Source organism: Bradyrhizobium jicamae (assembly GCF_018130215.1).
Lineage (GTDB): Bacteria > Pseudomonadota > Alphaproteobacteria > Rhizobiales > Xanthobacteraceae > Bradyrhizobium > Bradyrhizobium jicamae_A.
Map to the genome: position 1 here is coordinate 62,501 of NZ_JAFCKQ010000015.1, position 25,995 is coordinate 88,495.

19 protein-coding genes, 2 tRNA genes, 1 rRNA gene and 1 riboswitch are annotated in these 25,995 nt (G+C 64.4%); of the genes, 11 read left to right on the forward strand and 11 right to left on the reverse strand.

The genetic code is table 11. The annotated features are described in order from the left end of the window. Positions 1-212 precede the first annotated feature (212 nt). The 3 genes from JQ586_RS18240 to JQ586_RS18250 form a co-directional block, all read right to left on the reverse strand. Positions 213-288: transfer RNA gene (locus JQ586_RS18240), tRNA-Ala, on the reverse strand. Positions 289-324: 36 nt separating this feature from the next. Beyond that, a tRNA-Ile gene (locus JQ586_RS18245) sits at positions 325-401 on the reverse strand. A gap of 243 nt (positions 402-644) precedes the next feature. Then, positions 645-2,133 (reverse strand): 16S ribosomal RNA (locus tag JQ586_RS18250). 851 nt (positions 2,134-2,984) lie between these two features. On the opposite strand from JQ586_RS18250, the gene JQ586_RS18255 reads away from it, so the two are divergent. Further along, positions 2,985-5,045 (forward strand): M23 family metallopeptidase, encoded by a 2,061-nt coding sequence (locus JQ586_RS18255; RefSeq protein ID WP_212395986.1) that lies wholly within the window; start codon positions 2,985-2,987, stop codon positions 5,043-5,045. Between the two features lie 48 nt (positions 5,046-5,093). On the opposite strand, the gene JQ586_RS18260 is transcribed toward JQ586_RS18255, so the two are convergent. After that, the gene (locus JQ586_RS18260; protein ID WP_212395987.1) at positions 5,094-5,504 is read right to left on the reverse strand and encodes a hypothetical protein; all 411 of its coding nucleotides are present in this window, start codon (positions 5,502-5,504) and stop codon (positions 5,094-5,096) included. A gap of 230 nt (positions 5,505-5,734) precedes the next feature. Between JQ586_RS18260 and JQ586_RS18265 the strand changes: the two genes are divergently transcribed. Beyond that, a complete protein-coding gene (locus JQ586_RS18265) occupies positions 5,735-6,094 on the forward strand; it encodes an SPW repeat protein (RefSeq protein ID WP_212395988.1) in 360 nt (119 codons plus the stop codon). 94 nt (positions 6,095-6,188) lie between these two features. After that, on the forward strand, positions 6,189-6,452 hold the full coding sequence (locus tag JQ586_RS18270) for a hypothetical protein (protein ID WP_212395989.1): 264 nt from the start codon (positions 6,189-6,191) through the stop codon (positions 6,450-6,452). Positions 6,453-6,501: 49 nt separating this feature from the next. Here JQ586_RS18270 and clpB read toward each other — a convergent pair whose 3' ends face one another. Continuing rightward, a complete protein-coding gene (clpB, locus tag JQ586_RS18275; RefSeq protein WP_212395990.1) occupies positions 6,502-9,141 on the reverse strand; it encodes an ATP-dependent chaperone ClpB in 2,640 nt (879 codons plus the stop codon). 196 nt (positions 9,142-9,337) lie between these two features. Then, a complete protein-coding gene (locus JQ586_RS18280; RefSeq protein ID WP_212395991.1) occupies positions 9,338-9,904 on the reverse strand; it encodes a helix-turn-helix transcriptional regulator in 567 nt (188 codons plus the stop codon). Positions 9,905-9,960: 56 nt separating this feature from the next. Here JQ586_RS18280 and JQ586_RS18285 point away from each other — a divergent pair, with 56 nt between their 5' ends. Together JQ586_RS18285 and JQ586_RS18290 are read left to right on the forward strand one after the other, a co-directional pair. After that, positions 9,961-10,476 (forward strand): GNAT family N-acetyltransferase, encoded by a 516-nt coding sequence (locus tag JQ586_RS18285; protein ID WP_212395992.1) that lies wholly within the window; start codon positions 9,961-9,963, stop codon positions 10,474-10,476. Positions 10,477-10,531: 55 nt separating this feature from the next. Beyond that, positions 10,532-11,323 (forward strand): MOSC domain-containing protein, encoded by a 792-nt coding sequence (locus JQ586_RS18290; RefSeq protein WP_212395993.1) that lies wholly within the window; start codon positions 10,532-10,534, stop codon positions 11,321-11,323. Positions 11,324-11,326: 3 nt separating this feature from the next. Here JQ586_RS18290 and JQ586_RS18295 read toward each other — a convergent pair whose 3' ends face one another. Continuing rightward, positions 11,327-11,974, reverse strand: coding sequence for a TIGR02594 family protein (locus tag JQ586_RS18295; RefSeq protein ID WP_212395994.1), 648 nt, complete (start codon positions 11,972-11,974; stop codon positions 11,327-11,329). A gap of 225 nt (positions 11,975-12,199) precedes the next feature. Here JQ586_RS18295 and JQ586_RS18300 point away from each other — a divergent pair, with 225 nt between their 5' ends. Next, the gene (locus JQ586_RS18300; RefSeq protein ID WP_212395995.1) at positions 12,200-13,072 is read left to right on the forward strand and encodes an alpha/beta fold hydrolase; all 873 of its coding nucleotides are present in this window, start codon (positions 12,200-12,202) and stop codon (positions 13,070-13,072) included. 81 nt (positions 13,073-13,153) lie between these two features. On the opposite strand, the gene metW is transcribed toward JQ586_RS18300, so the two are convergent. Both metW and JQ586_RS18310 read right to left on the reverse strand, forming a co-directional pair. Beyond that, positions 13,154-13,819, reverse strand: a complete 666-nt coding sequence (gene metW, locus JQ586_RS18305; protein WP_212395996.1) for a methionine biosynthesis protein MetW — start codon at positions 13,817-13,819, stop codon at positions 13,154-13,156. Then, complete coding sequence (locus tag JQ586_RS18310) at positions 13,816-15,024, reverse strand: homoserine O-acetyltransferase (RefSeq protein ID WP_212395997.1); 1,209 nt, start codon at positions 15,022-15,024, stop codon at positions 13,816-13,818. Before JQ586_RS18310 ends, metW begins: the two co-directional genes overlap by 4 nt. Positions 15,025-15,110: 86 nt before the next feature. After that, positions 15,111-15,190: riboswitch (SAM riboswitch) on the reverse strand. Between the two features lie 173 nt (positions 15,191-15,363). On the opposite strand from JQ586_RS18310, the gene JQ586_RS18315 reads away from it, so the two are divergent. The 3 genes from JQ586_RS18315 to JQ586_RS18325 all read left to right on the forward strand — a co-directional run bounded on the left by JQ586_RS18315 (position 15,364) and on the right by JQ586_RS18325 (position 18,347). Then, a complete protein-coding gene (locus JQ586_RS18315; RefSeq protein WP_212395998.1) occupies positions 15,364-16,212 on the forward strand; it encodes a chorismate mutase in 849 nt (282 codons plus the stop codon). An 87-nt stretch (positions 16,213-16,299) separates the two neighbouring features. Then, positions 16,300-17,397, forward strand: a complete 1,098-nt coding sequence (gene hisC / locus JQ586_RS18320; protein WP_212395999.1) for a histidinol-phosphate transaminase — start codon at positions 16,300-16,302, stop codon at positions 17,395-17,397. A gap of 8 nt (positions 17,398-17,405) precedes the next feature. Then, the gene (locus JQ586_RS18325; RefSeq protein ID WP_212396000.1) at positions 17,406-18,347 is read left to right on the forward strand and encodes a prephenate/arogenate dehydrogenase family protein; all 942 of its coding nucleotides are present in this window, start codon (positions 17,406-17,408) and stop codon (positions 18,345-18,347) included. Between the two features lie 602 nt (positions 18,348-18,949). On the opposite strand, the gene JQ586_RS18330 is transcribed toward JQ586_RS18325, so the two are convergent. Together JQ586_RS18330 and JQ586_RS18335 are read right to left on the reverse strand one after the other, a co-directional pair. Next, positions 18,950-20,242: a peptidase M15 gene (locus JQ586_RS18330; RefSeq protein ID WP_212396001.1), complete on the reverse strand. Its 1,293-nt coding sequence runs from the start codon at positions 20,240-20,242 to the stop codon at positions 18,950-18,952. A 232-nt stretch (positions 20,243-20,474) separates the two neighbouring features. Next, complete coding sequence (locus tag JQ586_RS18335; protein WP_212396002.1) at positions 20,475-21,662, reverse strand: DUF2125 domain-containing protein; 1,188 nt, start codon at positions 21,660-21,662, stop codon at positions 20,475-20,477. Between the two features lie 194 nt (positions 21,663-21,856). Here JQ586_RS18335 and JQ586_RS18340 point away from each other — a divergent pair, with 194 nt between their 5' ends. Both JQ586_RS18340 and JQ586_RS18345 read left to right on the forward strand, forming a co-directional pair. After that, the gene (locus tag JQ586_RS18340) at positions 21,857-22,447 is read left to right on the forward strand and encodes a gamma-glutamylcyclotransferase (protein WP_212396003.1); all 591 of its coding nucleotides are present in this window, start codon (positions 21,857-21,859) and stop codon (positions 22,445-22,447) included. A 209-nt stretch (positions 22,448-22,656) separates the two neighbouring features. After that, complete coding sequence (locus tag JQ586_RS18345) at positions 22,657-25,935, forward strand: efflux RND transporter permease subunit (RefSeq protein WP_212396004.1); 3,279 nt, start codon at positions 22,657-22,659, stop codon at positions 25,933-25,935. Positions 25,936-25,995 lie beyond the last annotated feature (60 nt).

The window sequence follows — 25,995 nt, forward strand, 5'->3', positions numbered from 1 at the left end:
CCGCACCCAATCTCGCGACTGAGTACGAGCGCCGAAATGATCCCGGAGATAATGAATGGTTCAGGCGAATTGCTTCGCTTGATCCAAACTCGGATCGATCTCCTCTTTACGATGTCAGAAAACACGCGTGACACTGCCTATCCAGGCACATGCACGCGAAGTGATGTTTCGCGGACGATTTGGTCGAGGCATTCTCGATCTTCGATTCCATCTGGTGGAGCCAGACGGGATCGAACCGACGACCTCATGCTTGCAAAGCACGCGCTCTCCCAGCTGAGCTATGGCCCCGTAACCAGAAGACGAATGCTCCGCACTCGATCAAAGTGGTGGGCCTGGGAAGACTTGAACTTCCGACCTCACGCTTATCAAGCGCGCGCTCTAACCAACTGAGCTACAAGCCCCTAACGCTCGTCTCTTGAGAGACGTCGGAGCCCGCTCGCGCGCAATCGACTCGCGCCGATGCATCGCACAGCGCTAAGCCCCTGGCGCGTGTTCGTCCGCGAAGAAAGAGAAACGAAGACGGCGAAATCCCGCCAATGGAGCTCAATGATCTTGCGATCGATTGGCCCCTGAATGTTTCTAAAACGATCCGATAGATGCCGCAGCAATAGGATTGCGTGAGCGATCTGAAGGATCATCCTTAGAAAGGAGGTGATCCAGCCGCAGGTTCCCCTACGGCTACCTTGTTACGACTTCACCCCAGTCGCTGACCCTACCGTGGCCGGCTGCCCCCTTTCGGTTAGCGCACCGTCTTCAGGTAAAACCAACTCCCATGGTGTGACGGGCGGTGTGTACAAGGCCCGGGAACGTATTCACCGTGGCGTGCTGATCCACGATTACTAGCGATTCCAACTTCATGGGCTCGAGTTGCAGAGCCCAATCCGAACTGAGACGGCTTTTTGAGATTTGCGAAGGGTCGCCCCTTAGCATCCCATTGTCACCGCCATTGTAGCACGTGTGTAGCCCAGCCCGTAAGGGCCATGAGGACTTGACGTCATCCCCACCTTCCTCGCGGCTTATCACCGGCAGTCTCCTTAGAGTGCTCAACTAAATGGTAGCAACTAAGGACGGGGGTTGCGCTCGTTGCGGGACTTAACCCAACATCTCACGACACGAGCTGACGACAGCCATGCAGCACCTGTCTCCGGTCCAGCCGAACTGAAGAACTCCGTCTCTGGAGTCCGCGACCGGGATGTCAAGGGCTGGTAAGGTTCTGCGCGTTGCGTCGAATTAAACCACATGCTCCACCGCTTGTGCGGGCCCCCGTCAATTCCTTTGAGTTTTAATCTTGCGACCGTACTCCCCAGGCGGAATGCTTAAAGCGTTAGCTGCGCCACTAGTGAGTAAACCCACTAACGGCTGGCATTCATCGTTTACGGCGTGGACTACCAGGGTATCTAATCCTGTTTGCTCCCCACGCTTTCGTGCCTCAGCGTCAGTATCGGGCCAGTGAGCCGCCTTCGCCACTGGTGTTCTTGCGAATATCTACGAATTTCACCTCTACACTCGCAGTTCCACTCACCTCTCCCGAACTCAAGATCCTCAGTATCAAAGGCAGTTCTGGAGTTGAGCTCCAGGATTTCACCCCTGACTTAAAGACCCGCCTACGCACCCTTTACGCCCAGTGATTCCGAGCAACGCTAGCCCCCTTCGTATTACCGCGGCTGCTGGCACGAAGTTAGCCGGGGCTTATTCTTGCGGTACCGTCATTATCTTCCCGCACAAAAGAGCTTTACAACCCTAGGGCCTTCATCACTCACGCGGCATGGCTGGATCAGGCTTGCGCCCATTGTCCAATATTCCCCACTGCTGCCTCCCGTAGGAGTTTGGGCCGTGTCTCAGTCCCAATGTGGCTGATCATCCTCTCAGACCAGCTACTGATCGTCGCCTTGGTGAGCCGTTACCTCACCAACTAGCTAATCAGACGCGGGCCGATCTTTCGGCGATAAATCTTTCCCCGTAAGGGCTTATCCGGTATTAGCACAAGTTTCCCTGTGTTGTTCCGAACCAAAAGGTACGTTCCCACGCGTTACTCACCCGTCTGCCGCTGACGTATTGCTACGCCCGCTCGACTTGCATGTGTTAAGCCTGCCGCCAGCGTTCGCTCTGAGCCAGGATCAAACTCTCAAGTTGGACTTGAAACCTTGAACCGGCTGATCACAACGTTTGACGAGGTCCCACCATTCTTCACCGGCCGAAGCCGGCAAGCTGCCCACGATTCACATCGCTGGCAGCGATGGTGTAACCTTTGAAACGTGTACCGCCGAAGTCTTTCGTCCACTCTCGAACGATGAAAGCCGAAGCCTTCAAGCATTCCGAGAGACGCAAGGACTCCGCCGTCCACGTTTCTCTTTCTTCATCTTCACTTGTCAAACAGCCCGGGGTTCGAGAACCCCACACCCTATAGGGTGGTTCTACCCTTCAGCAATCGACGGTAAACCCCAACCGATTTATGTCGGCTGTTGTGTCACTCATCGAAGTGAGGAGCATCAAGGGCGCGAATGCTTGCCTTGGCCTCGTGGGCCAATGCAGCGCCGCGCTCAGTGGGTGCCTTATAGGCCCAGCCCTTCGGACCTGTCAACACTGATCGTCAAGAAATCGTCGCATCACGACGAACTTTTTTCAGGAACGAAAAAGTCCAGACTTTTAGGGACCTTGCGCCGCACTTGAGCCACAATCCTGCGCCGTTCTGGCTATATCGTATGCACTGAACCGCTCGAAACCTGTGGGGGCTCGGGTGGTTTTCTCGGGGACCAGGCGATTTTCTCCGAAGCCGTCGCCTCTTCCCTTCACGGCCGAGCAACATCGAGAGATCTGCACACCATTGACGTTCGAGATAGCGGCTAGCTAATGGCCTTCGTCTCCCGGACTTCCTTGCGTGTGGCTCGCCACGCTACCGAATTCCTCCGCGTGTGGAGGAGAGACGGAGCAAGAGGACGAGCAGAGGTTGGTCGCATGTTGATGGAATTTGGGGGGATGCAGGGTTGAGCCAACGGGCGTCACGCGGAGGCGGCTATGGGCGCGAGACCGGGATGATCGATCTCGGTCACGAGCCGCCGCTTTCCGTCGATGGCACCGAGGCCGCGGTGATCGACCGCCGCCGTGTCTCCGTACAATGGTTCAGCGGCACTATCCTTACAGGCCTGTGCGGCGCGGCTCTCATCGGCGGCGCCGTTTTTGCGTCGCTGGACGGCGAGATGACTTTCGCCAAGGTGCCGGAGCGCGTCGAAGGCGCGCTGCGCGGCGCGCTCGGCGCCAATGATCGCGTCGTCAGCCTGCACAAGGGTGACCGCCTGCCGCCGCCGAGCGATTCTTCGGCCTCGCGCAGCGTGGTCCGCGTCTCGACCGTGACCCGTGTCGGCAATCGCGACGTGATGCGGGTGCGGCCCTTCATCCGGATTGCCGGCAATCTCTCGATGACCACGAGCGACCTGTCGGCCAAGATTCCACCCTTCAACGCCCAGCGCCTGCTGAGCGATGTCGGGTCCGACACGCCGGCCGCGGCCGAGGACCCGAATGCGGCTGATGCTGCCGAGCCCGACGCCGAGGTCTCGTTCGTCACCAAGGATCTCGGGACCGTGCTGCCGAAGGCCAAGCTCGCCGCCGTCGTTGCGCTCGACGACGTGCTGATGCGGGTCCGCGATGCCGCCAACTGGCGCGGCTCCGGCAGCTCGGTGCGCTACACGCTCGCCAGCGCCGCGCCCGACACGACCGGCGGCGCCGACATGAAGATGGCCTACGCCGCCGAAGGCAACGCCTCCGATCCCTATGCGGGCTTCGAGACCCGCGTGGTGCCGGAGAACGTCACCCTGCTGCCCAAGACCAAGGAGCAGGTGACCGGCGGCAATCCGACCGGCGAACGGGTTCACCTCGTCAAGAAGGGTGACACCATCACCTCGATCCTGCGCGACCAGGGCGCGACGCCCGACGAGGCCAAGGCGATCGCCGCAAACCTTGGTTCGCGCGGCCGCGACGGCGGCCTCAAGGAAGGCCAGAAGGTGCGGATCCTGATGGCCCCGGCTGCGCCAGGCATGCGGCTGCAGCCCTATCGCGTCATCGTCGCCAACGACTCGGTCATCGAAGCCGTCGCCGCGCTGTCCGACATGGGCAAATATGTCGCTGTCGACGTCGCCAGCATGAACACCGTCACCGAAACCGCCGACAATTCCAAGGAGGACGACGACGACGAGGATGATGGCAGCGGCGTGCGGCTCTATCAGAGCATTTACGAGACCGCGCTGCGCAACAAGGTACCGCCGACCGTGATCGAGGACATGGTCAAGATCTACTCCTACGACGTCGACTTCCAGCGCAAGGTGCAGCCCGGCGATTCCTTCGACGTGTTCTATGCCGGCGAAGACGAGGGCGTGACGAGCACGGAAAAGACCGAAGTGCTCTACGCCGCGCTGACGGTGGGCGGCGAGACCAAGAAATATTACCGCTTCCAGAGCTCCGACGACGGACTGGTCGACTACTATGACGAGACCGGCAAGAGCGCGAAGAAATTCCTGGTGCGCAAGCCGGTCGCCAACGCGATCATGCGCTCCGGCTTCGGCGGCCGCCGCCACCCGATTCTCGGCTATGTGAAGATGCACACCGGCGTCGACTGGGCGACCGCCTACGGCACGCCGATCTTCGCTTCCGGCAACGGCGTGCTCGAGAAGGTCGGTCCCGAGGGTGGCTACGGCAAATATATCCGGATCAAGCACGCCAACGGCTATGAGACGGCCTACGGCCACATGTCCGCCTTCGCCAAGGGCATGGAGATCGGCAAGAAGGTGCGACAGGGCCAGGTGATCGGTTTCGTCGGCTCGACCGGCCAATCGACCGGACCCCATGTGCACTACGAAATCCTGGTCAACGGCCGCTTCGTCGACCCGATGCGCGTCAAGCTGCCGCGCGGCCGCTCTCTCGAAGGCCCGATGCTGGCAGCCTTCGAGAAGAAACGCGACGAGATTGACGCCCAGATGGCGAGCCGTGGCAATTCGCGCATCGTCTCCGACGCCAGCCCCCCGCCGCAGACGCGATCCATCACCAACCGCTGATTCGGCACACCAGCATCGAGCGATCCGATCATCCGGCCGCGCAGCCTCCTACGGACCGGTGTGGGCGCAGATCAGGAACACGATGCCGATCGCGGTCAGGCCGAATGCGACTGCCGCCAGCGGCAACAGCATGTCGATTGCCGCGTGCATGCTGTGAAGCCGGCTTCCCCAGACCGCAAGATCGCCCGCCTTCCAGTCTTGGAACGAAACACTGTCCTCGTGCTGATCAAGCGGCAGCCGATGCCGTTTCCAGATCCGGGACAGCAACCACGGCAGCATGACCGCAACGAACAGCAGCAGACTGACCATCGCGAGCGGCAGCCCAACCGCGCTCTGGCGGTCAAACAGGATCCACGCCGAGAGCGCGAACCAGACGACAAGACCGACCGCTGTTCCATAGATTTTCGGGTGAAGTTGCTCGAACACGGGTCTGTTGTGGGCGACGAGGTGCCTGGCCATGCGAATTGCCTCCTGCTTGGGATCGGCCCGGCCAGCGATGTCGATATTGCGAGGCGAGGACAGGAGGACCTTGCAGTCTGCTCTGCTCTTTTTCGCAGTTGAGCTGGCCGTCCGCCTGGGGGCAACCGGCCAAGACCTCCCGCGGTTCCATTAAATTTCATGCATGAGAAGGGAACCGGGATAGCAACCATCCAGTTGATTCGTCAGTGAAACCTCCAATGGAGGGTGTCATGGAGAACTGGACGAACTCAAAACTGTGTGACGTCGCAAACCTGATCCTCGGCGCAGTTCTGTTCCTGTCGCCCTGGCTGTTCAGGTACGACGCCGGAGCGGTTGCCACCAACGCCCATATCGCCGGCATCGTGATCGCGATCATTGCGATCGCCGCGCTCGCGGCATTCGCGGTCTGGGAGGAGTGGCTGAACCTGATCGTCGGACTTTGGACGATGGTCTCGCCATGGGTCCTGGGCTTCCAGGGCACCAGGGCGATGACCGTCCACGTCGTGATCGGTATCGCGGTCGCGATCCTTGCGGCGATCGAACTCTGGGAGATGTCCCAGCACCCGCCTCGGCTCACGACGCACGGCTGAGGCTTCGAGTCGAGTATCCCCACCCGTCGCCGGGAATCGGCTGCGGGTGGGGGTATCGCTGCGCTTCGCAAACATCTTCACCGGGAATGACGCCATGACCCTCACCCGCGACGACGTGCTGAAGGCCGTCGGCCACGCCGACGACGTCACCATCGCCCGGATCATCGCATCCGGCGCGACGATAACCGAGCTTGCGGAAGCGCAGGCCTGGCTCGCCAATGACGAGCCCCTGATGAATGCCGGCAAGCCGTTGGCCACCGGTCGCGCGCGCGACCTGGTCGATATTCTGTCGGAGCTCGAAGCCGGCGATGACGACGAGCCCGGACAACCAAGTCCGCCGATCGTTCCGGAGGAATGAGAGCAAGCCCCTCCCCGTCGCCGAGAAGGGGCCGCTTTGCCACTGCGCGTCAGTTCAGCTTGCGCTTGGAGACCGGCGCCTCGAACTGAACGATCTCCGCGGTCTTGGGCACCTGACCATTGAAGGTCAGCACGTTGCCCTTGGCCGAGATCACGACCCGATCGCCGTCCTTGACCTCGCCGGCCAGGATCATCTCGGCGAGCGGATCCTGCACGCTGCGCTGAATCACGCGCTTCAGCGGGCGAGCGCCATAGGCCGGATCCCAGCCTTTCTCCGCCAGCCAGTCGCGCGCCTTTGCATCGAGCTCCAGCACGATCTTGCGATCCTCGAGCAGCTTCGTCAGCCGCGCGAACTGGATTTCGACGATGCGGCCCATCTCGCTGCGCTGCAGGCGATGGAACAGGATGATCTCGTCGATGCGGTTCAGGAACTCCGGCCTGAAATGCGCCCGCACGACGCCCATCACCTGGTCACGCACCGCTGACGTGTCCTCGCCCTCCGGTTGATTCACCAGGAAGTCCGAACCGAGGTTCGAGGTCATGATGATCAGCGTGTTGCGGAAATCGACGGTGCGGCCCTGACCGTCGGTCAGGCGGCCATCGTCGAGCACCTGCAACAGCACGTTGAAGACGTCGGGATGCGCCTTCTCGATCTCATCGAACAGCACGACCTGGTAAGGCCGGCGCCGCACCGCTTCGGTGAGCGCCCCGCCCTCGTCATAGCCGACATAGCCGGGAGGCGCGCCGATCAGCCGCGAGACCGAGTGCTTCTCCATGAACTCGGACATGTCGAGGCGGACCATTGCGGTCTCGTCGTTGAACAGGTCGGCGGCGAGCGCCTTGGTCAGCTCGGTCTTGCCGACGCCGGTGGGGCCGAGGAACATGAACGAGCCGGTCGGCCGGTTCGGGTCCTGCAGGCCCGCGCGCGCACGGCGTACCGCGGTTGCCACCGCATGCACCGCTTCGGCCTGGCCGACGACGCGCTTGGCGAGGCTCTCCTCCATTTTCAGGAGCTTGTCCTTTTCGCCTTCGAGCATCTTGTCGACCGGCACGCCGGTCCAGCGCGACACGACTTGCGCGATGTGGTTGGCGGTGACCGCCTCCTCCATCATCTCGCCGCCATTCTCGCGCGCCTCGACGTCGGCGAGCTTCCGCTCCAGCTCGGGAATCCGGCCATAGGCCAGTTCGCCCGCCTTCTGGAATTCGCCGCGGCGCTGCGCGTTGGCAAGCTCGACCCGGAGTGCGTCGAGTTCGCTCTTCAGCTTCTGTGCATTGGAGAGCTTGTTCTTCTCTGCGCTCCAGCGCGCCGTCAGCGCCGCCGACCTCTCCTCGAGATCAGCGAGCTCCTTCTCCAGCGTCTGCAGGCGGCTCCGCGAGCCGGCATCGTTCTCCTTCTTCAGGGCCTCCTGCTCGATCTTCAGCCGGATGATGTCACGATCCAGCGAATCGAGCTCTTCCGGCTTGGAATCGACCTGCATCTTCAGCCGCGCCGCGGCCTCGTCCATCAGGTCGATGGCCTTGTCGGGCAGGAAACGGTCGGTGATGTAGCGGTTCGACAGCGTGGTCGCGGCCACCAGCGCGGAGTCGGTGATGCGCACGCCGTGATGCTGCTCGTACTTGTCCTTCAGGCCGCGCAGGATCGAGATCGTATCCTCGACCGTCGGCTCGCTGACATAGATCGGCTGGAACCGGCGCGCCAGCGCGGCATCCTTCTCGACATGCTTGCGGTATTCGTCGAGCGTGGTCGCGCCGATGCAGTGCAGCTCGCCGCGGGCGAGTGCCGGTTTCAGCAGGTTGGACGCGTCCATCGCGCCGTCGGCCTTGCCGGCGCCGATCAGCGTGTGCATCTCGTCGATGAACAGGATGATGCCGCCTTCGGCGGACGAGACCTCCTGCAGCACGGATTTCAGCCTCTCCTCGAACTCGCCGCGGTATTTTGCGCCGGCAATCAGCGCGCCCATGTCGAGCGACAGGAGCTTCTTGTCCTTCAGGCTCTCCGGCACGTCGCCGTTGAGGATGCGCAGCGCCAGGCCCTCGACGATCGCGGTCTTGCCGACGCCGGGCTCGCCGATCAGCACGGGATTGTTCTTGGTCCGCCGCGACAGCACCTGGATGGTGCGGCGGATCTCCTCGTCGCGACCGATCACCGGATCGAGCTTGCCGTCACGCGCCGCCTGGGTCAGGTCACGGGCATATTTCTTCAGCGCGTCGTAGGCGTTCTCCGCCGTTGCGCTGTCGGCGGTGCGGCCCTTGCGCAACGCTTCGATCGCGGCATTGAGGTTTTGTGCCGTGACGCCGCCCTTGCCCAGGATGCCGGCAGCCTCGCTGCCCTTCTCGAGCGTGAGCCCGAGCAGCAGCCGCTCGACCGTGACGAAGCTGTCGCCGGCCTTGTCGGCGGCCTTCTCGGCCGCATCGAAGGCGCGCGCCAGCTCCGGAGACAGGTAGACCTGCCCGGCACCGCTTCCCGACACTTTCGGCAGCTTGTTCAGCGCCTCTTCGGTCGCCTTCAGGATTGCTCGGGAATTGCCGCCTGCACGGTCGATCAGACCGCCGGCTAGGCCCTCGCTGTCGTCCAGCAGCACCTTGAGCAGATGCAACGGCGAGAACTGCTGGTGACCATCGCGCATTGCGAGCGACTGGGCAGACTGGATGAATCCGCGCGAGCGCTCGGTGTACTTTTCTACGTTCATTTTGTTTCCCTCGGCCTGCCGTCACCACCCTGTCAGGCATGGTTCCGGCATCTTCATTGGGTTTCCGCGGGCCGCGTTGACGTTCCTCAACCAGCCTCTGGTCGTCGCCATCATTTCTTAGGCTTGCCGCAGATGTGGGCACTTGGTTCCAAAACGGAAGAGCCACGTCTTGCGATTTCGCCCGGTGATTTGCGTCTCAGCGCCGCACGACGGCGACGAGGTAGCGGCAAGGCTGAGCGCTCTCATTACGGAAGACGATGTCCGATGGTGGACCGAGCTCGATGCGGTCGCCCGCCGCGAGTTCGTGGCGGACTGCACCTTCCATCAGGATGAGACAGCCGCTGATGACCCAGACCACCTGGCGTATCAGGTGATATGCGCTGGCGGGGAAGCCGACCTCCTGTCTGGCAGGAAGCTCGATCTCCACCAGCTCCAGCGGGTTGGCTGGGTGCAGGAACACCTGTCGCCGCAGATAGTCCGCCTTCGGATCGCGCCACACCGGTTGGTCATTGGCGCGCTGGAGGCGGGAACCTGCCGACACCGCCGGCTCGAACAGCGCCGCCATGGTCAGGCCGTAGGCCGTCGCGATCCGCGACAGCGTCGCGGCCGTCGGACTAGCTTCGGCCCGCTCGACCTTGCTCAGCATGGCCTTGGAGACACCGGCCCGCCCGGCGAGTTCCGCCAGCGACCAGCTGCGGCCCTCCCGTTCGGCCCGGATCCGCCGCCCCAGGCCCTCGTCGGCATTGTCCTCTATAATTGACATTACGTCTTATATAGTAGACGATACGGCCCGTTCAAGAGGTAATTGAGGAGCCTGCCATGGAAATCCGCCCGGCCACCGCGCAGGACATTCCCGCCATCACCGCGATCTACAACGAGGCCGTCGCCAACTCGAACGCGGTCTGGACCGAGAAGCAGGATACCGAGGCCGACCGGCTGGTCTGGCTGACCGCGCGGCAGGCGCTGGGTTATCCGGTGCTGGTTGCTGCCGAGGGATCGATCGTCCTCGGCTACGGCACGTTCGGCGACTTCCGGGCCTGGCCGGGCTACCGCTACAGCGTCGAGCACAGCGTCTATATCCACACCGACCATCGCGGTCGCAGGTTGGGGCGGATCATCGTCGAGGAACTGATCGCCGCCGCGACCGTCCTCGGCAAACATGTCCTGATCGCCGGAATCGACGGCGGCAACCAGGCATCGCTGCGCCTGCATGCGAGCCTTGGCTTTGTCGAGGTCGCGCGCATGCCGGAGATCGGACGCAAGTTCGGCCGCTGGCTCGATCTCGTCTTCATGCAGCGAGTCCTCGATGCGCCCGGCGCGGCGCGGACCGACTAGCTGCCTTCAGCTGCCGGCGGTTTTCCTCGCGCGTCAAACACGCTAGATCGAGCGGATGGAACAGACGCACACATCCACTGCCAGGATCACCGGCATCTTCCGCTATCCCGTCAAGGGCCTTACTCCGGAGCCGCTGCCGCACGCCGAACTGCATGCCGGCCAGACGCTCCGCTCCGACCGCCGCTACGCGATCGAGAACGGACCAAGCGGTTTCGACCCGTCGGCCCCGACATGGCTGGCCAAGCCGCATTTCCTGATGCTGCAACGGGACGAATGGCTGGCGCCGCTGCGCGCCCATTTCGACGATGACAGCCATGTGCTCACGCTGCGCCGTGATGGCGCGATGGTCGCCCAGGGCGACCTCGAGACGTCGGAGGGGCGCGCGGCGATCGAGCGCTATTTCGCCGATACGCATGCCAGCCAGATCAAGGGGCCGCCCAAGGTGCTGGCGAGCCCCGGCCATAGCTTCTCCGACGTCGCGCGCAAGGTGGTCTCGATCATCAACCTGGCGAGCCTGCGCGCGATCGAAACCATGGTGCAGGCGCCCGTGCACCCGCTCCGGTTCCGCGCCAATCTCTATGTCGAGGGCTGGCCCGCCTGGCACGAGGCCAGCCTGCTCGACCAGACCATTGCGATCGGCAGCGCACGGGCGAAGGTGGTGAAGCGCATCACGCGCTGCGCCGCGGTCAATGTCGATCCCGACACCGGCGTGCGCGACCTGATGGTCCCGCAATTGCTGATGCAGCGCTTCGGCAACAATGAATGCGGCATCTATGCCGAGATCATCACCGACGGCAGTGCGGCCGTCGGCGACACCATCGCCGCCGAGCAGCCGACATTGGTGTAGGCCTCAGTTCGGCATCACGTAGGCATAGATCCGGCCGCGCGACACCGGTGCCTCGCGGACGCGGTTGCCGTTGTTGCCGGAGATCATGATCGGATTGCCCCTGGCATCGATGCCGGTGATGATGCCGACATGGCCGCCGCCGCGGCGGCCCATCACGGCAATGGCGCCGACCTGGGGACCCGAGACGCGCTGGCCGTAATGGGCGAACGAACTCGCCATGTCGGAGCCGGTGCCGCGATAGCCCGACTCCTTCAGCACCATGTTCATGAAGCGCGCGCACCACAGGCTGCGGCGGCTGGTCGGGTTGCCGCCGAGATAGCGACGCGCCTCGGCAACGATGCCGATGCCGGACGAGCCGAAACCGCTCGTCTCGGTGACGCCGCCGGTGTTCGGGACGCGGGCATCGGGGTCGGCGAAACCTGGCGTTTGCATCTGCCCGTCACCGCGATCGCCGCGCAAGAGCAGCCCGACGTGCCGGTGACGACGAGAGGCATGATGGCGCGCGCGAGTGCCGGCATCGGCCGGACGCGCGTGACGGGAATGAGCGGGGCGGGCGGACGCCGGAGCGGCGCAGACGACGGCGAGAGTGAGCGAACACAGAGCCAGCGCCACAACACGAAGCGACCGGCGATACGCGAGCAACGGAACCATACGCGACCAGATCCTCTACAGGCCCCCATTCCCCATCGCGCTCCTGTGGAGCGCGGCGGGCGTTTGAAAGTCGGGATGTGGCGAGAGGAAGATCGGGTGTGACGGCGCGGCAACGATTTCTGGGTCATTTCGCGATGATTCAAGGACGAAAAGAAACGGCAATGCCGCATTGCGGACCGGGAAATTAATTGCAAATCTGGAGCCGGCAACGAGAAGGAAATTAAAATGCCCCACGCCGTCACGAAAGATAATGTCCGGCTCTATTTCGAAGAGGCCGGCACCGGAACCCCGATCATTTTCCTGCACGAGTTCGCAGCTGATCATACCAACTGGGAACCGCAGATGCGCTACTTCGCACGCTCCCATCGCTGCATCGCCTACTCCGCGCGCGGTTACGCGCCCTCGGATGTTCCGCCGACCGCCGATGTCTACACCTACAAGCACTTCTACACCGACGCGCTCGCGGTGCTCGATCACCTCGGGATCGACAGGGCGCATTTCGTCGGCCTGTCGATGGGCTCCTACTCCTCGCTGCAGGTCGGGCTCAACGCGCCGGAGCGCGCGCGCTCGATGACGCTTGCTGCCGTCGGCTCCGGCTCGCCGCTGGAGAATCTCGACGCGTTCCGCGCGCAGTGCCGCGCCAATGCCGAGCAGCTGGAGGCGATCGGCTCGGCCGAGGTCGCGAAGGTGACGCGCGAGGCGCCGAGCCGGATTCCGTTCCTGCTGAAGGATCCGCGTGGCCACGCGGATTTCTACGCTGCGCTCGCCCGCCATGACGCGAAGGGCTCCGCGAACACGATGCGCAGCTTCCAGGGTGGCCGCCCCTCGATCTACACGATGACCGAGGCTGTCAGGCGCGTGCCGACACCGGCGCTGATCCTGTGCGGCGACGAGGACGACAATTGCATCGCGCCGAGCATGTTCCTGAAGAAGCATTTGCCGGCTGCCGGCCTCGCCTTCTTCCCGAAGTCGGGCCACGTGCTCAATCTGGAAGAGCCCGCGCTGTTCAACGAGATGGTGGAGCGCTTCATCGCGCTGGTGGAGGCCGGCCGCTGGCCGGTGCGCGATCCGCGATCGCTGGTGGCAGCGCCGGTTTGAACCGAGGCGGAAGCATTCCATCCATCCGTGCAGGAGAGGTGGATTGCCTCGTAGCTTCGCTCCTCGCAATGGCGGCGATGGTTACTTCCCCTGCCCGCCCCGGCTCAGCAGGAACACGCCCTGCTCACCGAACATGTTCCAGACCCACCACGGCAGATTGAGCGGCACCGGACGGCCATAGAGATCGAGCGCCACCGCGCGCTCCATCTTGACGTTGATCTCGTCGCAGAGCTGCACGAAATCCTTGATGGTACAGAAATGGATGTTCGATGTGTCGTACCAGGTCGCCGGCAGGTTTTCCGTGCGCGGCATCTGGCCGCCGATCAGGAGCTGCAGCCGCATCTTCCAGAAACCGAAATTCGGGAACGAGACGATGGCGCGATGACCGATGCGCAGCAAGTTTTCCAGCACCACGCGCGGCTGCCGCGTCGCCTGCAGCGTCTGCGACAGGATCACATAGTCGAAGGCATCGTCGGGATAGTTGACGAGGTCGGTGTCGGCATCGCCCTGCACCACCGCAAGCCCCCTGGCGACGCAGTGATTGACGCCCTCGCGCGACAGCTCGATGCCGCGGCCGTCGATGCCGCGGCTCTCCAGCAGCTCGAGCAATTCGCCGTCGCCGCAGCCGACGTCGAGCACGCGTGAGTCGGGCTGCACCATGTCGGCGACCAGGAGATGGTCGGTGCGATAGCTTCCGGTCCGCTCGGGTGCGACGCCCGAGAGCGGCAGGGCTTGCTGGATGCTCATGACTGGCTGCCGCCGTTCGCGAGGCCGCGCGCCTTGCCTGCGGCCTGCAGGAAGGCGCGGGAAATATCGAAGAATTCGGGCACGTCGAGCAGGAAGGCGTCATGCCCGCGATCGGTTTCGATCTCGGCGAACGACACTCGCGCGCTCGACGCATTCAGCGCATGCACCAGTGCCCGCGATTCCGAGGTCGGGAACAGCCAGTCGCTGGTGAAGGACACCACGCAGAACCTCGTCTTGATCCCGGCGAAGGCCTTCGCCAGCACGCCATTGTGGTCGGCGGCGATGTCGAAATAATCCATCGCGCGCGTCAGATAGAGGTAGCTGTTGGCGTCGAAGCGCTCGACGAACGATGAGCCCTGGTAGCGCAGATAGCTCTCGACCTGGAAATCCGCGTCGAACGAGAAGGTCGGCAGGTCGCGGTCCTGCATCCGCCGTCCGAACTTGCGATGCAGCGCGGCGTCCGAGAGATAGGTGATGTGCGCGGCCATCCGCGCCACGGCGAGCCCGCGATGCGGATGGGTGTCCTCGTCGACATAGCGGCCGCCGCGCCAGTCGGGATCGGCCATCACCGCCTGTCGTCCGAGCTCGTGGAACGCGATGTTCTGCGCCGAATGGCGCGTCGCGCAGGCGATCGGCAGTGCGGAGAACACCCGCTCCGGATACGCCGCGGTCCATTGCAGAACCTGCATGCCCCCCATCGAGCCGCCGACCACGCAGAACAGGGTCGCGATGCCGAGGCGATCGATCAGCATCGCCTGCGCACGCACCATGTCGGGGATGGTGATCACGGGAAATTCGAGCCCCCAAGCCTTCCCGGTTACGGGATTGATCGAGGCGGGCCCGGTCGAGCCCATGCAGCCGCCCATCACGTTGGAGCAGATGATGAAGTATTTCTCGGGATCGAGCGGCTTGCCGGCGCCGACCATGGTGTCCCACCAGCCGGGTTTGGCGGTGAGGGGATGGACGTTGTTGACATGCTGGTCGCCCGTCAGCGCATGGCAGATCAGGATCGCGTTGGACCTGTCGGCATTGAGCTCGCCATAGGTCTGATAGGCGATCTGGAACGGCGCCAGATCGACACCGCAATCGAGCCTGAGCGGCTGATCCATGCCGAACTTCGCCACCAACGACGACGGATGGTCCACCTCCTGGGCGCGATCATCGTAAGGAGTCGAAGGGCTCGGTATCGGACGCACGTTGCTCATGTAGGCGACCCTGCCTCCGCGCGGGAGGGCTCGAACAGCGAAATCAGGCCATAAAAAACCCGGCCTGAACAAAGGTTCGGCCGGGAGCTCAACTGTCCCCGGCCTGTTTAGCGAGTTGTTTAACGTGGCTGCAAGCCGGCCGGCTCAAATGACCACGGAGTGTCGGGAAACTAGTCCTCGTACTCCCGGTCGTCAAGGCGGCCTCGCCGCAACGCATGGTTAACCCGCGTCCCGCACGGCCGGGCGGCAACGTTTCTCTTTGCTTTCGGCGGCCGTCTTTCCTAAGCAGGAACCCTGTCCGGCACCCTATCGGGCCATCAGGACGACAAGGTCTTCGAGATGTCCAAGCCACCCCCGTCACCGCCCACCTTGCAGGAGCTGCGCAAGGAGATCGACGCGATCGACGAGCAGGTCCATCGCCTGTTGATGGCGCGCGGCGACATCATCGACCGCCTGATCCAGGTCAAGCAGACCCAGGAGGTCGGCTCGGCGTTCCGCCCGGCGCGCGAAGCCAGCATGATGCGCAGCCTGGTCGAGCGTCACCGCGGCATCCTGCCACTCGACACCATCGAGAGCATCTGGCGCGTCATCATCTCGACGTTCACCTATGTCCAGGCGCCGTTCTCGGTACATGCCGACGTCTCGGTCGGCGAATCCGCGATGCGCGACTCGGCGCGATTTCACTTCGGCTTCGTGGTGCCCTATGTGGCGCATTTCAGCGCGCAGGCCGCGGTCGAGGCCGTGGCGAAATCCAAGGGCGATCTCGCGCTTGTCTCGGCGATCTCGAGCCGCACACCGTGGTGGAACGCGCTCGAAGCCGAAGGCGCGCCGAAGATCATCGCGCGGCTGCCGTTCCTCGAACGCGCTGACCATCCCGCCGCGCTGCCGGTGTTCGTGGTCTCCCGCGTCGCCGACGACGCCATGGTGACCGAGGTGCAGATGTGGAGCGTTCGCGTCTCCGGCTGGAACGCCGACGTCGCCCGCGCGCTGGCACCGCTCGCCGAGATCCTCGCCGTGCCCGACACCGCTTTCGATGGGGCGGCCCTTCTGGTCTCGGTTACGGGCACCGGATTCGAGACCATCAAGCTGGCCTTGATCAAGGCCGGCGCCTCGGTCCGCTCCTCGGCCCTCGTCGGCAGCCACGCAACGCGCTATACGGTGCCCCCTAACGGGTCGGCCAAGAGCTAGGCTGCCCGCCAGATTCTTGTTTAGACGCGTTTTCCTTGCGCGAACCGGTATCCGCTTCGCTGGAAGACGCTCCGTCCGGAGTTGAAGATGTCCCGCCCCGTGCCGAATCCCGGCATCCTCGATATTGCGCCCTACTCGCCCGGCAAGACCCCGGTGCCGGAACCGGGGCGCAAGGTGTTCAAGCTGTCCGCCAACGAGACGCCGTTTGGTCCCTCGCCCAAGGCGATGGACGCCTACCGGCACGCAGTCGACCATCTCGAGGACTATCCGGAGGGTACATCGCGCGTGCTGCGCGAGGCGATCGGCCGCACCTACGGCCTCGATCCCGACCGCATCATCTGCGGCGCCGGCTCCGACGAGATCCTCAATCTGCTTGCGCACGCCTATCTCGGTCAGGGCGACGAGGCGATCTCGACCGCCCACGGCTTCCTGGTCTACCCGATCGCGACCATGGCGAATGGCGCCAGGAATATCGTCGTGGCCGAGACCGATTTCACCGCCGATGTCGACGCCATCCTGAAGGCGGTGACGCCGCGCACGAAACTGGTCTGGCTCGCCAATCCGAACAACCCGACCGGCACCTTTCTGCCGTTCGACGAGGTCAAGCGGCTGCGCGCCGCTCTCCCCTCGCAGGTGCTGCTGGTGCTCGACGCCGCCTATGCCGATTACGTCTCGCGCAACGACTACGAGATGGGCATCGAGCTGGTGGCGACCACCGAGAACACGGTGGTGACGCACACTTTCTCGAAGATCCACGGCCTTGCCGCGCTGCGCGTCGGCTGGATGTTCGGGCCGGCGCACATCGTCGATGCCTGCAACCGCATCCGCGGCCCGTTCAACGTCTCGACGCCGGCGATGCTGGCGGCGGCGGCGGCGATCGAGGATAGCGCGCATGTGCAGATGTCGAAGGCCCACACCGCACAGTGGCGCAGCTGGCTGACCGAGGAGATCGGCAAGCTCGGGCTCGAGGTGACGCCGAGCGTCGCGAACTTCGTGCTGATCCACTTTCCGACCGAGAAGGGCAAGACTGCTGATGAAGCCGATGCCTGGCTCACACGGCGCGGCCTCGTGCTGCGCGCACTGAAGAACTACAAGCTGCCGCATGCGCTGCGCATGACCATTGGCACCGAGGAAGCCAACCGCCTCGTGGTCGAGGGGCTGCGCGACTTCCTGACCGGAAAGTGACCGCCGCCGTGACCACTGCACCCCTTTTCAAACGCGTCGCGCTGATCGGCTTCGGCCTGATCGGCGGCTCCATCGCACGCGGCGCCCGCGTGCAAGGCCTGGTCGGCGAGATCGTCACCACCGCGCGCTCGGAGAAGACCCGTGCGCGGGTCGCCGAGCTCGGCCTCGTCGATCGCGTCGTCGCTACCAATGTGGAGGCCGTAGAGGATGCCGACCTCGTCATCCTCTGCATCCCGGTCGGCGCCTGCGGTCCGGTCGCGGCCGAGATCGCCGCCCATCTGAAGCCCGGCGCCATCATCTCCGATGTCGGCTCGGTCAAGGGCGCCGTGGTCAGGGACATGGCACCGCATCTGCCTGACGGCGTTCACTTCATCCCGGCGCATCCGGTCGCCGGCACCGAGAATTCCGGCCCGGACTCCGGCTTCGCCGAGCTCTTCATCAACCGCTGGTGCATCCTCACGCCGCCCGACGGCACCGATCCCGAAGCGACCGCGCAGCTGCGCGCCTTCTGGGCCGCGCTCGGCGCCAAGGTCGAGATCATGACGCCGGATCATCATGATCTCGTGCTCGCGATCACCAGCCATCTGCCGCACCTGATCGCCTACACCATCGTCGGCACCGCCGACGAGCTGGCGCAGGTGACGGAATCCGAAGTGATCAAGTTCTCCGCCGGTGGTTTTCGCGACTTCACGCGCATTGCGGCCTCGGATCCGACGATGTGGCGCGACGTGTTCCTCGCCAACAAGGACGCGGTGCTGGAGATGCTCGGCACCTTCACCGAGGATTTGTCGAAGCTCACCCGCGCGATCCGGCGCGGCGACGGCGAAGCGCTGTTCGACCACTTCACCCGCACCCGCGCCATCCGTCGCGGCATCGTCGAGACCGGCCAGGACTCCGCCGCACCCGACTTCGGCCGCCCGCATGCCAATCTGGCGAAGAAGGGGGAGTAGCGCGGTGCGCTCTCCACGCGTCGGTCGTGAGTCACACATCCGCATTCTCGCGGCGCGCTTCGCCCGAGCTTTGCTTCTCGTTCCGCCCTCTCGTTGCGAAGAGGGCGCAGGGAAGACCGGGTGCCGATCGCACCCATGGGTCCCGCGTAGTAAAAAACGCGGGAGGTAGGACCACAGGTGAAACCGGAAACATCCCGGCCTTCCCTGCGCGATGGGTTACGGCTTATACGTGCTCTCCCCGGCGAGACTGGGCTGTTTTGTCACCGTCATACGGAAGGAGCGTTGGCTCCCTCCGATGAGACACCTGCCACTAGGGCGTCAGGCCTGCACGATTTCGCCGTCCGCCATCTGCCACGCTCGTCAGCCGTGACATCAGCGTCCACCGCATCCCACCACAACGTTCGTGACGATCGCGAGCGTCCCTCAATCGGGCGAGACGGCGAATTCATACACCGATTCTTCGTTCCGATAAACCGAAATATTTTTTCGCCGGGGGCTTGACGGATTTTGGTACTGATTTGCCCGACGCCGGGAGCACCGGAGGGGCTGCGAGCCGGGGTGCGACGATCCGTTCAACGGTGCCGCGTACCCTCGATCCCGCTTCAGATCGTTCTCACCTTCGATGACTTTGCGGTCTTTGCGCGTTTCGCCGCGGCGTGTTTGTCGCGTGCTGCGTGCCGGCCCCGCGCCTTCGTGTCCAGCGCTGCCTGCTGCGTTTTGGCGCCACCGCGGTGATGGGCATATTCCTGGCCATCGATCGGCGCCAAATGCGGCGGGTCATAAGCGAGATAGGGGCGCCCGACGCCAAACTCCTTGCCGTGCGCGTCCATCCATTTCCAGAGTTTTTCCGACGACGCCCATCGCTCGTCGCGCGTCGCGCCGTCGGTGCTGACGATGTCGGCCGCGAGCCCGTGGCCGTAGCCGCCACGGAAGCTGCCGCCGTGATACGACCGGCTGCTGGCAGCCTTCAGCCCGCTTGCAATCGACTGGCGGTAGTCGTCGCGGAAGGCGCTGGTGATGCCGGGCGACAGGCCGGCCTGCTCCGCCGCGAGCAGCGCATGAAAGAGTTTCAGCCTGAAGCTCCGGTCCACGCCTCCGATGACATAGTCGGCCATCGGCATGCCGATTCTTTCGGCCGCCTTGGTGTCCTTCCAGGCGAAATCCTCATCGACCAGCCTGGTGAAGGTTCTGGTGACGGTCACCATCTTCTTCTTTCTCTTGACCCTCACCTGCCTCTGCTCCGGCACCTTGATGCTGTCTTCCTTGGGCGTCCTTTGATAGAGCGCCCACAGATAACGGTCGACGCAGGCGTTGACGTCCCAGCACTCGTCGAGGATCTCGACGGAGTCGACCGCCGCCCCTGCCGTCCCTTTGGCCACGCGCGGCGCCGTATCCGGCGTGTTCGCTGCCGGCATCTGCACCGGTCGGGTCTCCGCCGGCAGCGCCGGGTCGCTCAACGCGGCCGCGACGACAGGTTCCGTCTGCTGCGCGGTCGGCGCCGGATTGGTGGTCACGATCGCGTCCGGTTCGCTCGTGGTCACTGCGTTGGGGGTATCGACGCCAGCGTTCGACGTGGCAGTTGCCGATGATGTCGCGGACACCGCGTCGGCGACGACAGCTGCTGCGCCGGAATCATCAACTGACGCTGCGGTGACTGACGCAAAGGTGACCGACACGCTGGTGACCGACGCACCGGTGACCGACGCACCGGTGACTGACGCACCGGTGACTGACGCACCGGTGACTGACGCATCGGTGACTGACGCACCGGTGACTGGCGCACCGATCTTCTCGATGCCGGCCGAACCGAACGCCGCAAACCACGTGACCATGCAGCCCGACAGAACGACCGTCCCGCCCAACGCCGCTGCCCGCACCCGCCGCGAGTTCACCATCCCAGCCTCCACGGGCTCCTCTGGAGCCAGGTTGCATGTGACGAGGCAGATTGTCGGCTCAGGAAGCGATCGCGCAATGGCCAAAGAAGGTTAACGCCCGATCTTTCCGGAGGATGTTGCGCGAATGCAACTGGCCGCGCGCAGGCACTTCTCAGCGCGAGCCGTCAAATGATCAGTGATTGGCACGTCACGGAGGCACCGGCGGAAGGGTTCCCTCGCTGCCAAACTCCGATCAGAACAGCGGTGGAATCTGTGCGACCTTCAACGGTCCCAGGAACACCGCGCCGTCGGCGAAGCGGAGCGGGAAGCTGCGCGCCTTCTTGCCTTCGAGCACGGCTTCGGTGCCGAGCGAATTGATGGTCGCAGTCAGGCCGGCATTGGCGTTCTGCTGGATCACCTTGCCGAGGCCGGGGATCGCTCGGTTGAGCGCGCCGAACAGATTGCTGATGTCCTGGCTCTTCACACCAGGCGCGACGCGATCCAGCGTCGCCTGCGGCACGCCGTCCTCCAGCAACTTGTCGATGCCGAGCGCGGGGATCACGCGCTCAAGGCCCGCGACCGTCATCTGCAGCTCGCCCTCGATGCGGCCCTGCGCGTTGAGGCGCAAGGTGCCGGCGGCGACCGAGACGACATCGCCCTGCTCGATCCGCGACTGAATGATCTCGACACTTCCGTTGGCGGCCTGGATCTCGCGGAAGCGTTGCGGCCACGGCTTCGGCGAATAGTCCTTCAGGCCGTTCAGCCGGGCGTGGATATCGGCGTTGAACGGCTGGGTGAGCAGCGGATGCACGTCCTGAAGCGTGCCGCCGGCGATCTGAAGCACGGTTTCGATCGCCTGGCTGCCCGGCGTCGGTCCATCGATCTGGCGGCCGTGCAGCTCGACATGGCCGGCGCGCGCCAGCGGCGTCTCGGCGCCGGCAGCCGTGCGGTCGATGGTGAGATCGTCGAACACCAGCGAGGCGCGTTGCGGCACCGCGGGCAGGCCGACCACGCTGCTGCGGCCCTTGCTCCAGTTGACCGCGAACGACGGCGGCGCGCCGTGCTCGGCGAGGGTCGCCGGGCCCTTGAATTCCGCGATCACGAGTTTGGGATCGTAGATCTGCGCCACCACCAGGATCTCGGCGAGCTTTGCCACGAACGAGGTTTGCGGCGAGGCGGTCTGCTCGACCAGCATCACACTCGGATCGGCACAGCGGATCTCGAGCCGGAACGGGTAACCCGCCACCGAGCGGTTGGCGCAATCATAGACCCGGCCGGCCCTCGCTTCCTGCGCGCGCCAGGCGTCGGCCTGCACGCCGACCTGGGAGGCGGCAAAGAACCAGAATCCGGTCCACGCCACGGCGGCGATCAGCACCAGGACGGGCATGAAATAGAGGCCGAAACGCGAGCGCCGGCGTGGTGCGATGGTCATATCGGACATGCGGGTCCTTTGACGCGCGAATTTGTCAAAATCTAAGCGGCAGCAAGCCTGGGCAACGCGCAGCCTTCCGGTCAAGCCGTCCAACCAAGATCCCTCACCGAGCCTTCTAACCAAGCCTTCTAACCAAGCCTTGGAAACATCACGAAATTTGCTTCGCCCGGGCGATTCGTTCTGCTAGCTAACCCATCGACGCCATGACAGCAAACAGCCCCTCATCAACAGACTTGTCCGACACGGACCTGTGGGTTTTCGGCTACGGCTCGCTGATGTGGAAGCCGGGCTTCGAGTTCCTGCAACAGGTGCCGGCGCGGCTGATCGGTGAACACCGCGCGCTGTGCGTCTATTCCTTCGATCACCGCGGCACGCCGGAAAAGCCCGGCCTGGTGCTCGGGCTCGATCGCGGCGGCGCCTGTCGCGGCATCGCCTTCCGCGTCGCGGCCCATTTGCGCGACGACACGATCGACTATCTGCGCTCCCGCGAGCAGACCACCAATGTGTATCGCGAGGTGATGCGCTCGGTGTGGCTGGAGAACGAGGCGCGGCAGCGCGTCTCCGCGCTCGCCTATGTGGTCGACCGCGGCCATGTGCAATATGCCGGTCGACTCTCGCTGGCCGAGCAACTGCGCTTCGTGCAGCAGGGCCACGGCCGCTCCGGCAACAACCGCGATTACGTGCTCTCGACGGTGGCCTCGATCGAGAAGCAGGGTTTTCGCGATCCGCAGCTGCATCAGCTGGCGGTCATGCTGCATGATGCACACCCCGTCGCGCTGCCGTTGAAGGCGTAGGGCAGGTCAAGCCTTCTCAACAGGCCGGGTTACGCCTTCTGCCAACGCACCCTACATGACGACATGACCGTTCGGCACCCGTCCGAACGGCAATGTTCGTGTCAATCGAATCGCGGCGAGCGTATGGCGACCTCCTGTGACATTCTGTCTTTTGCATCGCGGCGGGTGCGGATAGAAGCTGTTCCGCAAGGACGTCGATCGCGAATGCCATGAGTCTGTCTGCCCCCTTCATCCGGCGCCCGGTCGCCACCACCCTGCTGTCGCTCGGGCTCGTGGTCGCCGGGATCACCGCTTTCTTCAAGCTGCCGGTCTCGCCGCTGCCCGATGTCGATATTCCAACCATCATGGTGCAGGCGACACTGCCCGGCGCCAGCCCCGCCGATGTCGCGGCGACTGTCGCAAGCCCGCTGGAGCGTCATCTCGGCCAGATCGCCAGCGTGACCGAGATGACCTCGGCGAGCACGCTGGGCTCGGCGCGCATCACCCTGCAGTTTGACATCGATCGCGACATCAACGGCGCTGCGCGCGACGTGCAGGCGGCGATCAATGCGGCGCGGGCCGACCTGCCGACCAGCCTGCGCACCAATCCGACCTACCGCAAATTCAACCCGGCCTCGGCGCCGATCCTGATCTATACCCTGACCTCGAACACGCTGACGCCCGCCGAGCTCTACGACGCCGCCTCCACCGTGCTGGCGCAGAAGCTGTCGCAGGTCGAAGGCGTCGGCGAGGTCTCGGTCAGCGGCGGATCGCTGCCCGCCGTGCGCGTCGAGCTGATCCCGCCCGCGCTCTACAAATACGGCATCGGGCTCGAGGACGTGCGCGCCGCGCTCGCCAGCGCCAACGCGCACAGCCCGAAAGGCGGCATCGACGTCGGCGAACAGCGCTACCAGGTCTACGCCAACGACCAGGCCAGGCGCGCCGAGGATTACAAGCCACTGGTCGTCGCCTACCGCAACGGCGCGGCGATACGGCTCACCGATGTCGGCGACGTCCTCGATTCCGTCGAGAACGTGCGTACGCTCGGCCTGTCCAATGGCAGGCCCGCGGTCGTGATGATCGTGTACCGGCAGCCCGGCGCCAACATCATCCAGATGGTGGACCGCGTGAAGGCCTTGATGCCGCAGCTCAGGGCCTCGGTGTCACCCGCCATCGACCTGACGCTGGCGGTCGACCGCTCGAAGACGATCCGCGCCTCGCTGCACGACGTCGAGATCACGCTCCTGATCGCCGTCGCGCTGGTGATCCTGGTCGTGTTCGCATTCCTGCGCAGCGCGCGGGCGACGCTGGTGCCGGTGGTCGCGGTCGGCGTATCGCTGATCTCGACCTTCGCGGTGATGTATCTCTGCGGCTACAGCCTCGACATCTTTTCCCTGATGGCCCTGACCGTCGCGACCGGGTTCGTGGTCGACGACGCCATCGTCGTGCTGGAGAACATCACCCGCCACATGGATGCGGGGATGTCGCGGATGGAGGCCACGCTGCTCGGCGCACGCGAGGTCGGCTTCACCGTGCTGTCGATGAGCGTGTCGCTGATCGCGGTGTTCATCCCGATCCTGCTGATGGGCGGGCTGGTCGGCCGCCTGTTCCGCGAATTCACCATGACGATCACGATCGCGATCGCGATCTCGCTGGTGGTCTCGCTGACGACGACGCCGATGATGTGCGCCATCCTGCTGCGCAGCGAGCGCGACCGGGCGCACGGGCGGATCTACCGGATCAGCGAGCGCGTCTTCGAGCTGATGCTGGACGGCTACAGATGGACGCTGGCGATCGCGCTGCGCCACCCGCTGATGGTGATGCTGATCCTGGGCGCGACGCTCTACCTGAACTTCCACTTCTACGCGGTGGTGCCGAAAGGCTTCGTGCCGCAGCAGGACACCGGACTTCTGATCGGATCGATCCAGGCCGACCAGAGCACCTCGTTCCAGCTGATGAAGCAGAAGCTCACGCAGTTCGTCGACATCGTCAAAAAGGATCCCGCGGTCGAAACCGCCGTCGGCTTCACCGGCGGTGGCGGCGGTCCGGGCCCGGGCGGCTCGACCAACACCGGCACCGTGTTCGCATCGCTCAAGCCGGTCGCCGCGCGCGGATTGCGGGCCGACCAGGTGATCGAGCGGCTGCGCGAGCCGCTGGCGACCGTCGCGGGCGCCACCCTGTTCCTGCAATCGATCGGCGATCTCGGCGCCGGCGGACGTTCAGGCAACGCAGCCTATCAATACACGCTGCAGGGCTCGACCTCGGAGGAACTGAACGAGTGGACGCCCAGGCTGGTCGCCGCGCTGCAGAAGGAGAAGACGCTCGCCGACGTCAACACCGACCAGCAGACCAAGGCGCTGCAAACCAATCTGGTGATCGATCGCGATTCCGCCGCGCGCCTCGGCCTCACGGTGAGCCAGCTCGACAACACGCTCTATGACGCGTTCGGGCAGCGCCAGGTCTCGACCATCTTCGTCGAGCGCAACCAGTATCACGTGATCATGGAGGTGGCGCCGGCCTTCTCGCAGAACCCGCAGACGCTGAAGGAGGTCTATATCTCCACGACTGGCGGATCGGCGAGCGGTTCGCAGACCACCAACGCGGTGGCCGGAACGGTCTCTTCATCGGCGCAGAAGACCTCGATCAGTTCGGTTGCGGCGAGCGCCGTGCGCAATCAGGCGACCAACTCGATCGGCGCCACCGGCAAGGGCGCGGCGTCGACGGGGACGGCGGTGAGCACCAGCCAGGAGGCGATGATCCCGCTGTCCAGCGTCGCCCATTTCGAGCAGGGCACGACGCCGCTCGCGGTCAACCACCATGATCTGCTGGTCGCCAGCACCGTCTCGTTCAACCTGCCGCCGGGCGTCTCGCTGAGCACCGCGACCACCACGATCGAGAACACCATGCGGCAGATCGGCATGCCGCCCGGAATCCACGGCGAGTTTGCCGGACAGGCCAAGATCTTCATGCAATCACTCTCCAGCGAGCCCTATCTGATCGTCGCGGCGCTGGCGACGATCTACATTTCGCTCGGCATGCTCTACGAGAGCTACGTCCATCCGCTGACGATCCTGTCCACCCTGCCCTCGGCCGGCGTCGGCGCGGTCGCGGCCCTGATGCTGGCCCACAGCGAGTTCGACATCATCGCGATGATCGGCGTGATCCTCCTGATCGGCATCGTCAAGAAGAACGCGATCATGATGATCGACTTCGCGCTCGACGCCGAACGGCAGCGCTCGCTGTCGTCGCGCGATGCGATCTACGAGGCCTGCCTGATGCGCTTCCGCCCGATCATGATGACGACGCTGGCCGCGCTGTTCGGCGCGGTGCCGCTGATGATCGGCATGGGCGAAGGCAGCGAGCTGCGCCAGCCGCTCGGCATCGCGATCTTCGGCGGCCTGATCCTGAGCCAGATCCTGACGCTCTATACCACCCCGGTGGTCTATCTCTATCTCGATCGCGCCCGGCTCTGGCGCCAGCGGCGGCGCGCCGCGCGCCGGGCCGCATGAGCCGGCTGCAACGCTTTCACGCGGCCAACGTTATCACTGCGTCGCGCGAGACATGATATC

Coding starts and splice junctions, on each gene's coding strand:
- JQ586_RS18260 (WP_212395987.1), bottom strand. CDS start 5,504: ATGGCCAGGCACCTCGTCGCCCACAACAGACCCGTGTTCGAGCAACTT.
- JQ586_RS18265 (WP_212395988.1), top strand. CDS start 5,735: ATGGAGAACTGGACGAACTCAAAACTGTGTGACGTCGCAAACCTGATC.
- JQ586_RS18270 (WP_212395989.1), top strand. CDS start 6,189: ATGACCCTCACCCGCGACGACGTGCTGAAGGCCGTCGGCCACGCCGAC.
- clpB (WP_212395990.1), bottom strand. CDS start 9,141: ATGAACGTAGAAAAGTACACCGAGCGCTCGCGCGGATTCATCCAGTCT.
- JQ586_RS18280 (WP_212395991.1), bottom strand. CDS start 9,904: ATGTCAATTATAGAGGACAATGCCGACGAGGGCCTGGGGCGGCGGATC.
- JQ586_RS18285 (WP_212395992.1), top strand. CDS start 9,961: ATGGAAATCCGCCCGGCCACCGCGCAGGACATTCCCGCCATCACCGCG.
- JQ586_RS18290 (WP_212395993.1), top strand. CDS start 10,532: ATGGAACAGACGCACACATCCACTGCCAGGATCACCGGCATCTTCCGC.
- JQ586_RS18295 (WP_212395994.1), bottom strand. CDS start 11,974: ATGGTTCCGTTGCTCGCGTATCGCCGGTCGCTTCGTGTTGTGGCGCTG.
- JQ586_RS18300 (WP_212395995.1), top strand. CDS start 12,200: ATGCCCCACGCCGTCACGAAAGATAATGTCCGGCTCTATTTCGAAGAG.
- metW (WP_212395996.1), bottom strand. CDS start 13,819: ATGAGCATCCAGCAAGCCCTGCCGCTCTCGGGCGTCGCACCCGAGCGG.
- JQ586_RS18310 (WP_212395997.1), bottom strand. CDS start 15,024: ATGAGCAACGTGCGTCCGATACCGAGCCCTTCGACTCCTTACGATGAT.
- JQ586_RS18315 (WP_212395998.1), top strand. CDS start 15,364: ATGTCCAAGCCACCCCCGTCACCGCCCACCTTGCAGGAGCTGCGCAAG.
- hisC (WP_212395999.1), top strand. CDS start 16,300: ATGTCCCGCCCCGTGCCGAATCCCGGCATCCTCGATATTGCGCCCTAC.
- JQ586_RS18330 (WP_212396001.1), bottom strand. CDS start 20,242: ATGGTGAACTCGCGGCGGGTGCGGGCAGCGGCGTTGGGCGGGACGGTC.
- JQ586_RS18335 (WP_212396002.1), bottom strand. CDS start 21,662: ATGTCCGATATGACCATCGCACCACGCCGGCGCTCGCGTTTCGGCCTC.
- JQ586_RS18340 (WP_212396003.1), top strand. CDS start 21,857: ATGACAGCAAACAGCCCCTCATCAACAGACTTGTCCGACACGGACCTG.
- JQ586_RS18345 (WP_212396004.1), top strand. CDS start 22,657: ATGAGTCTGTCTGCCCCCTTCATCCGGCGCCCGGTCGCCACCACCCTG.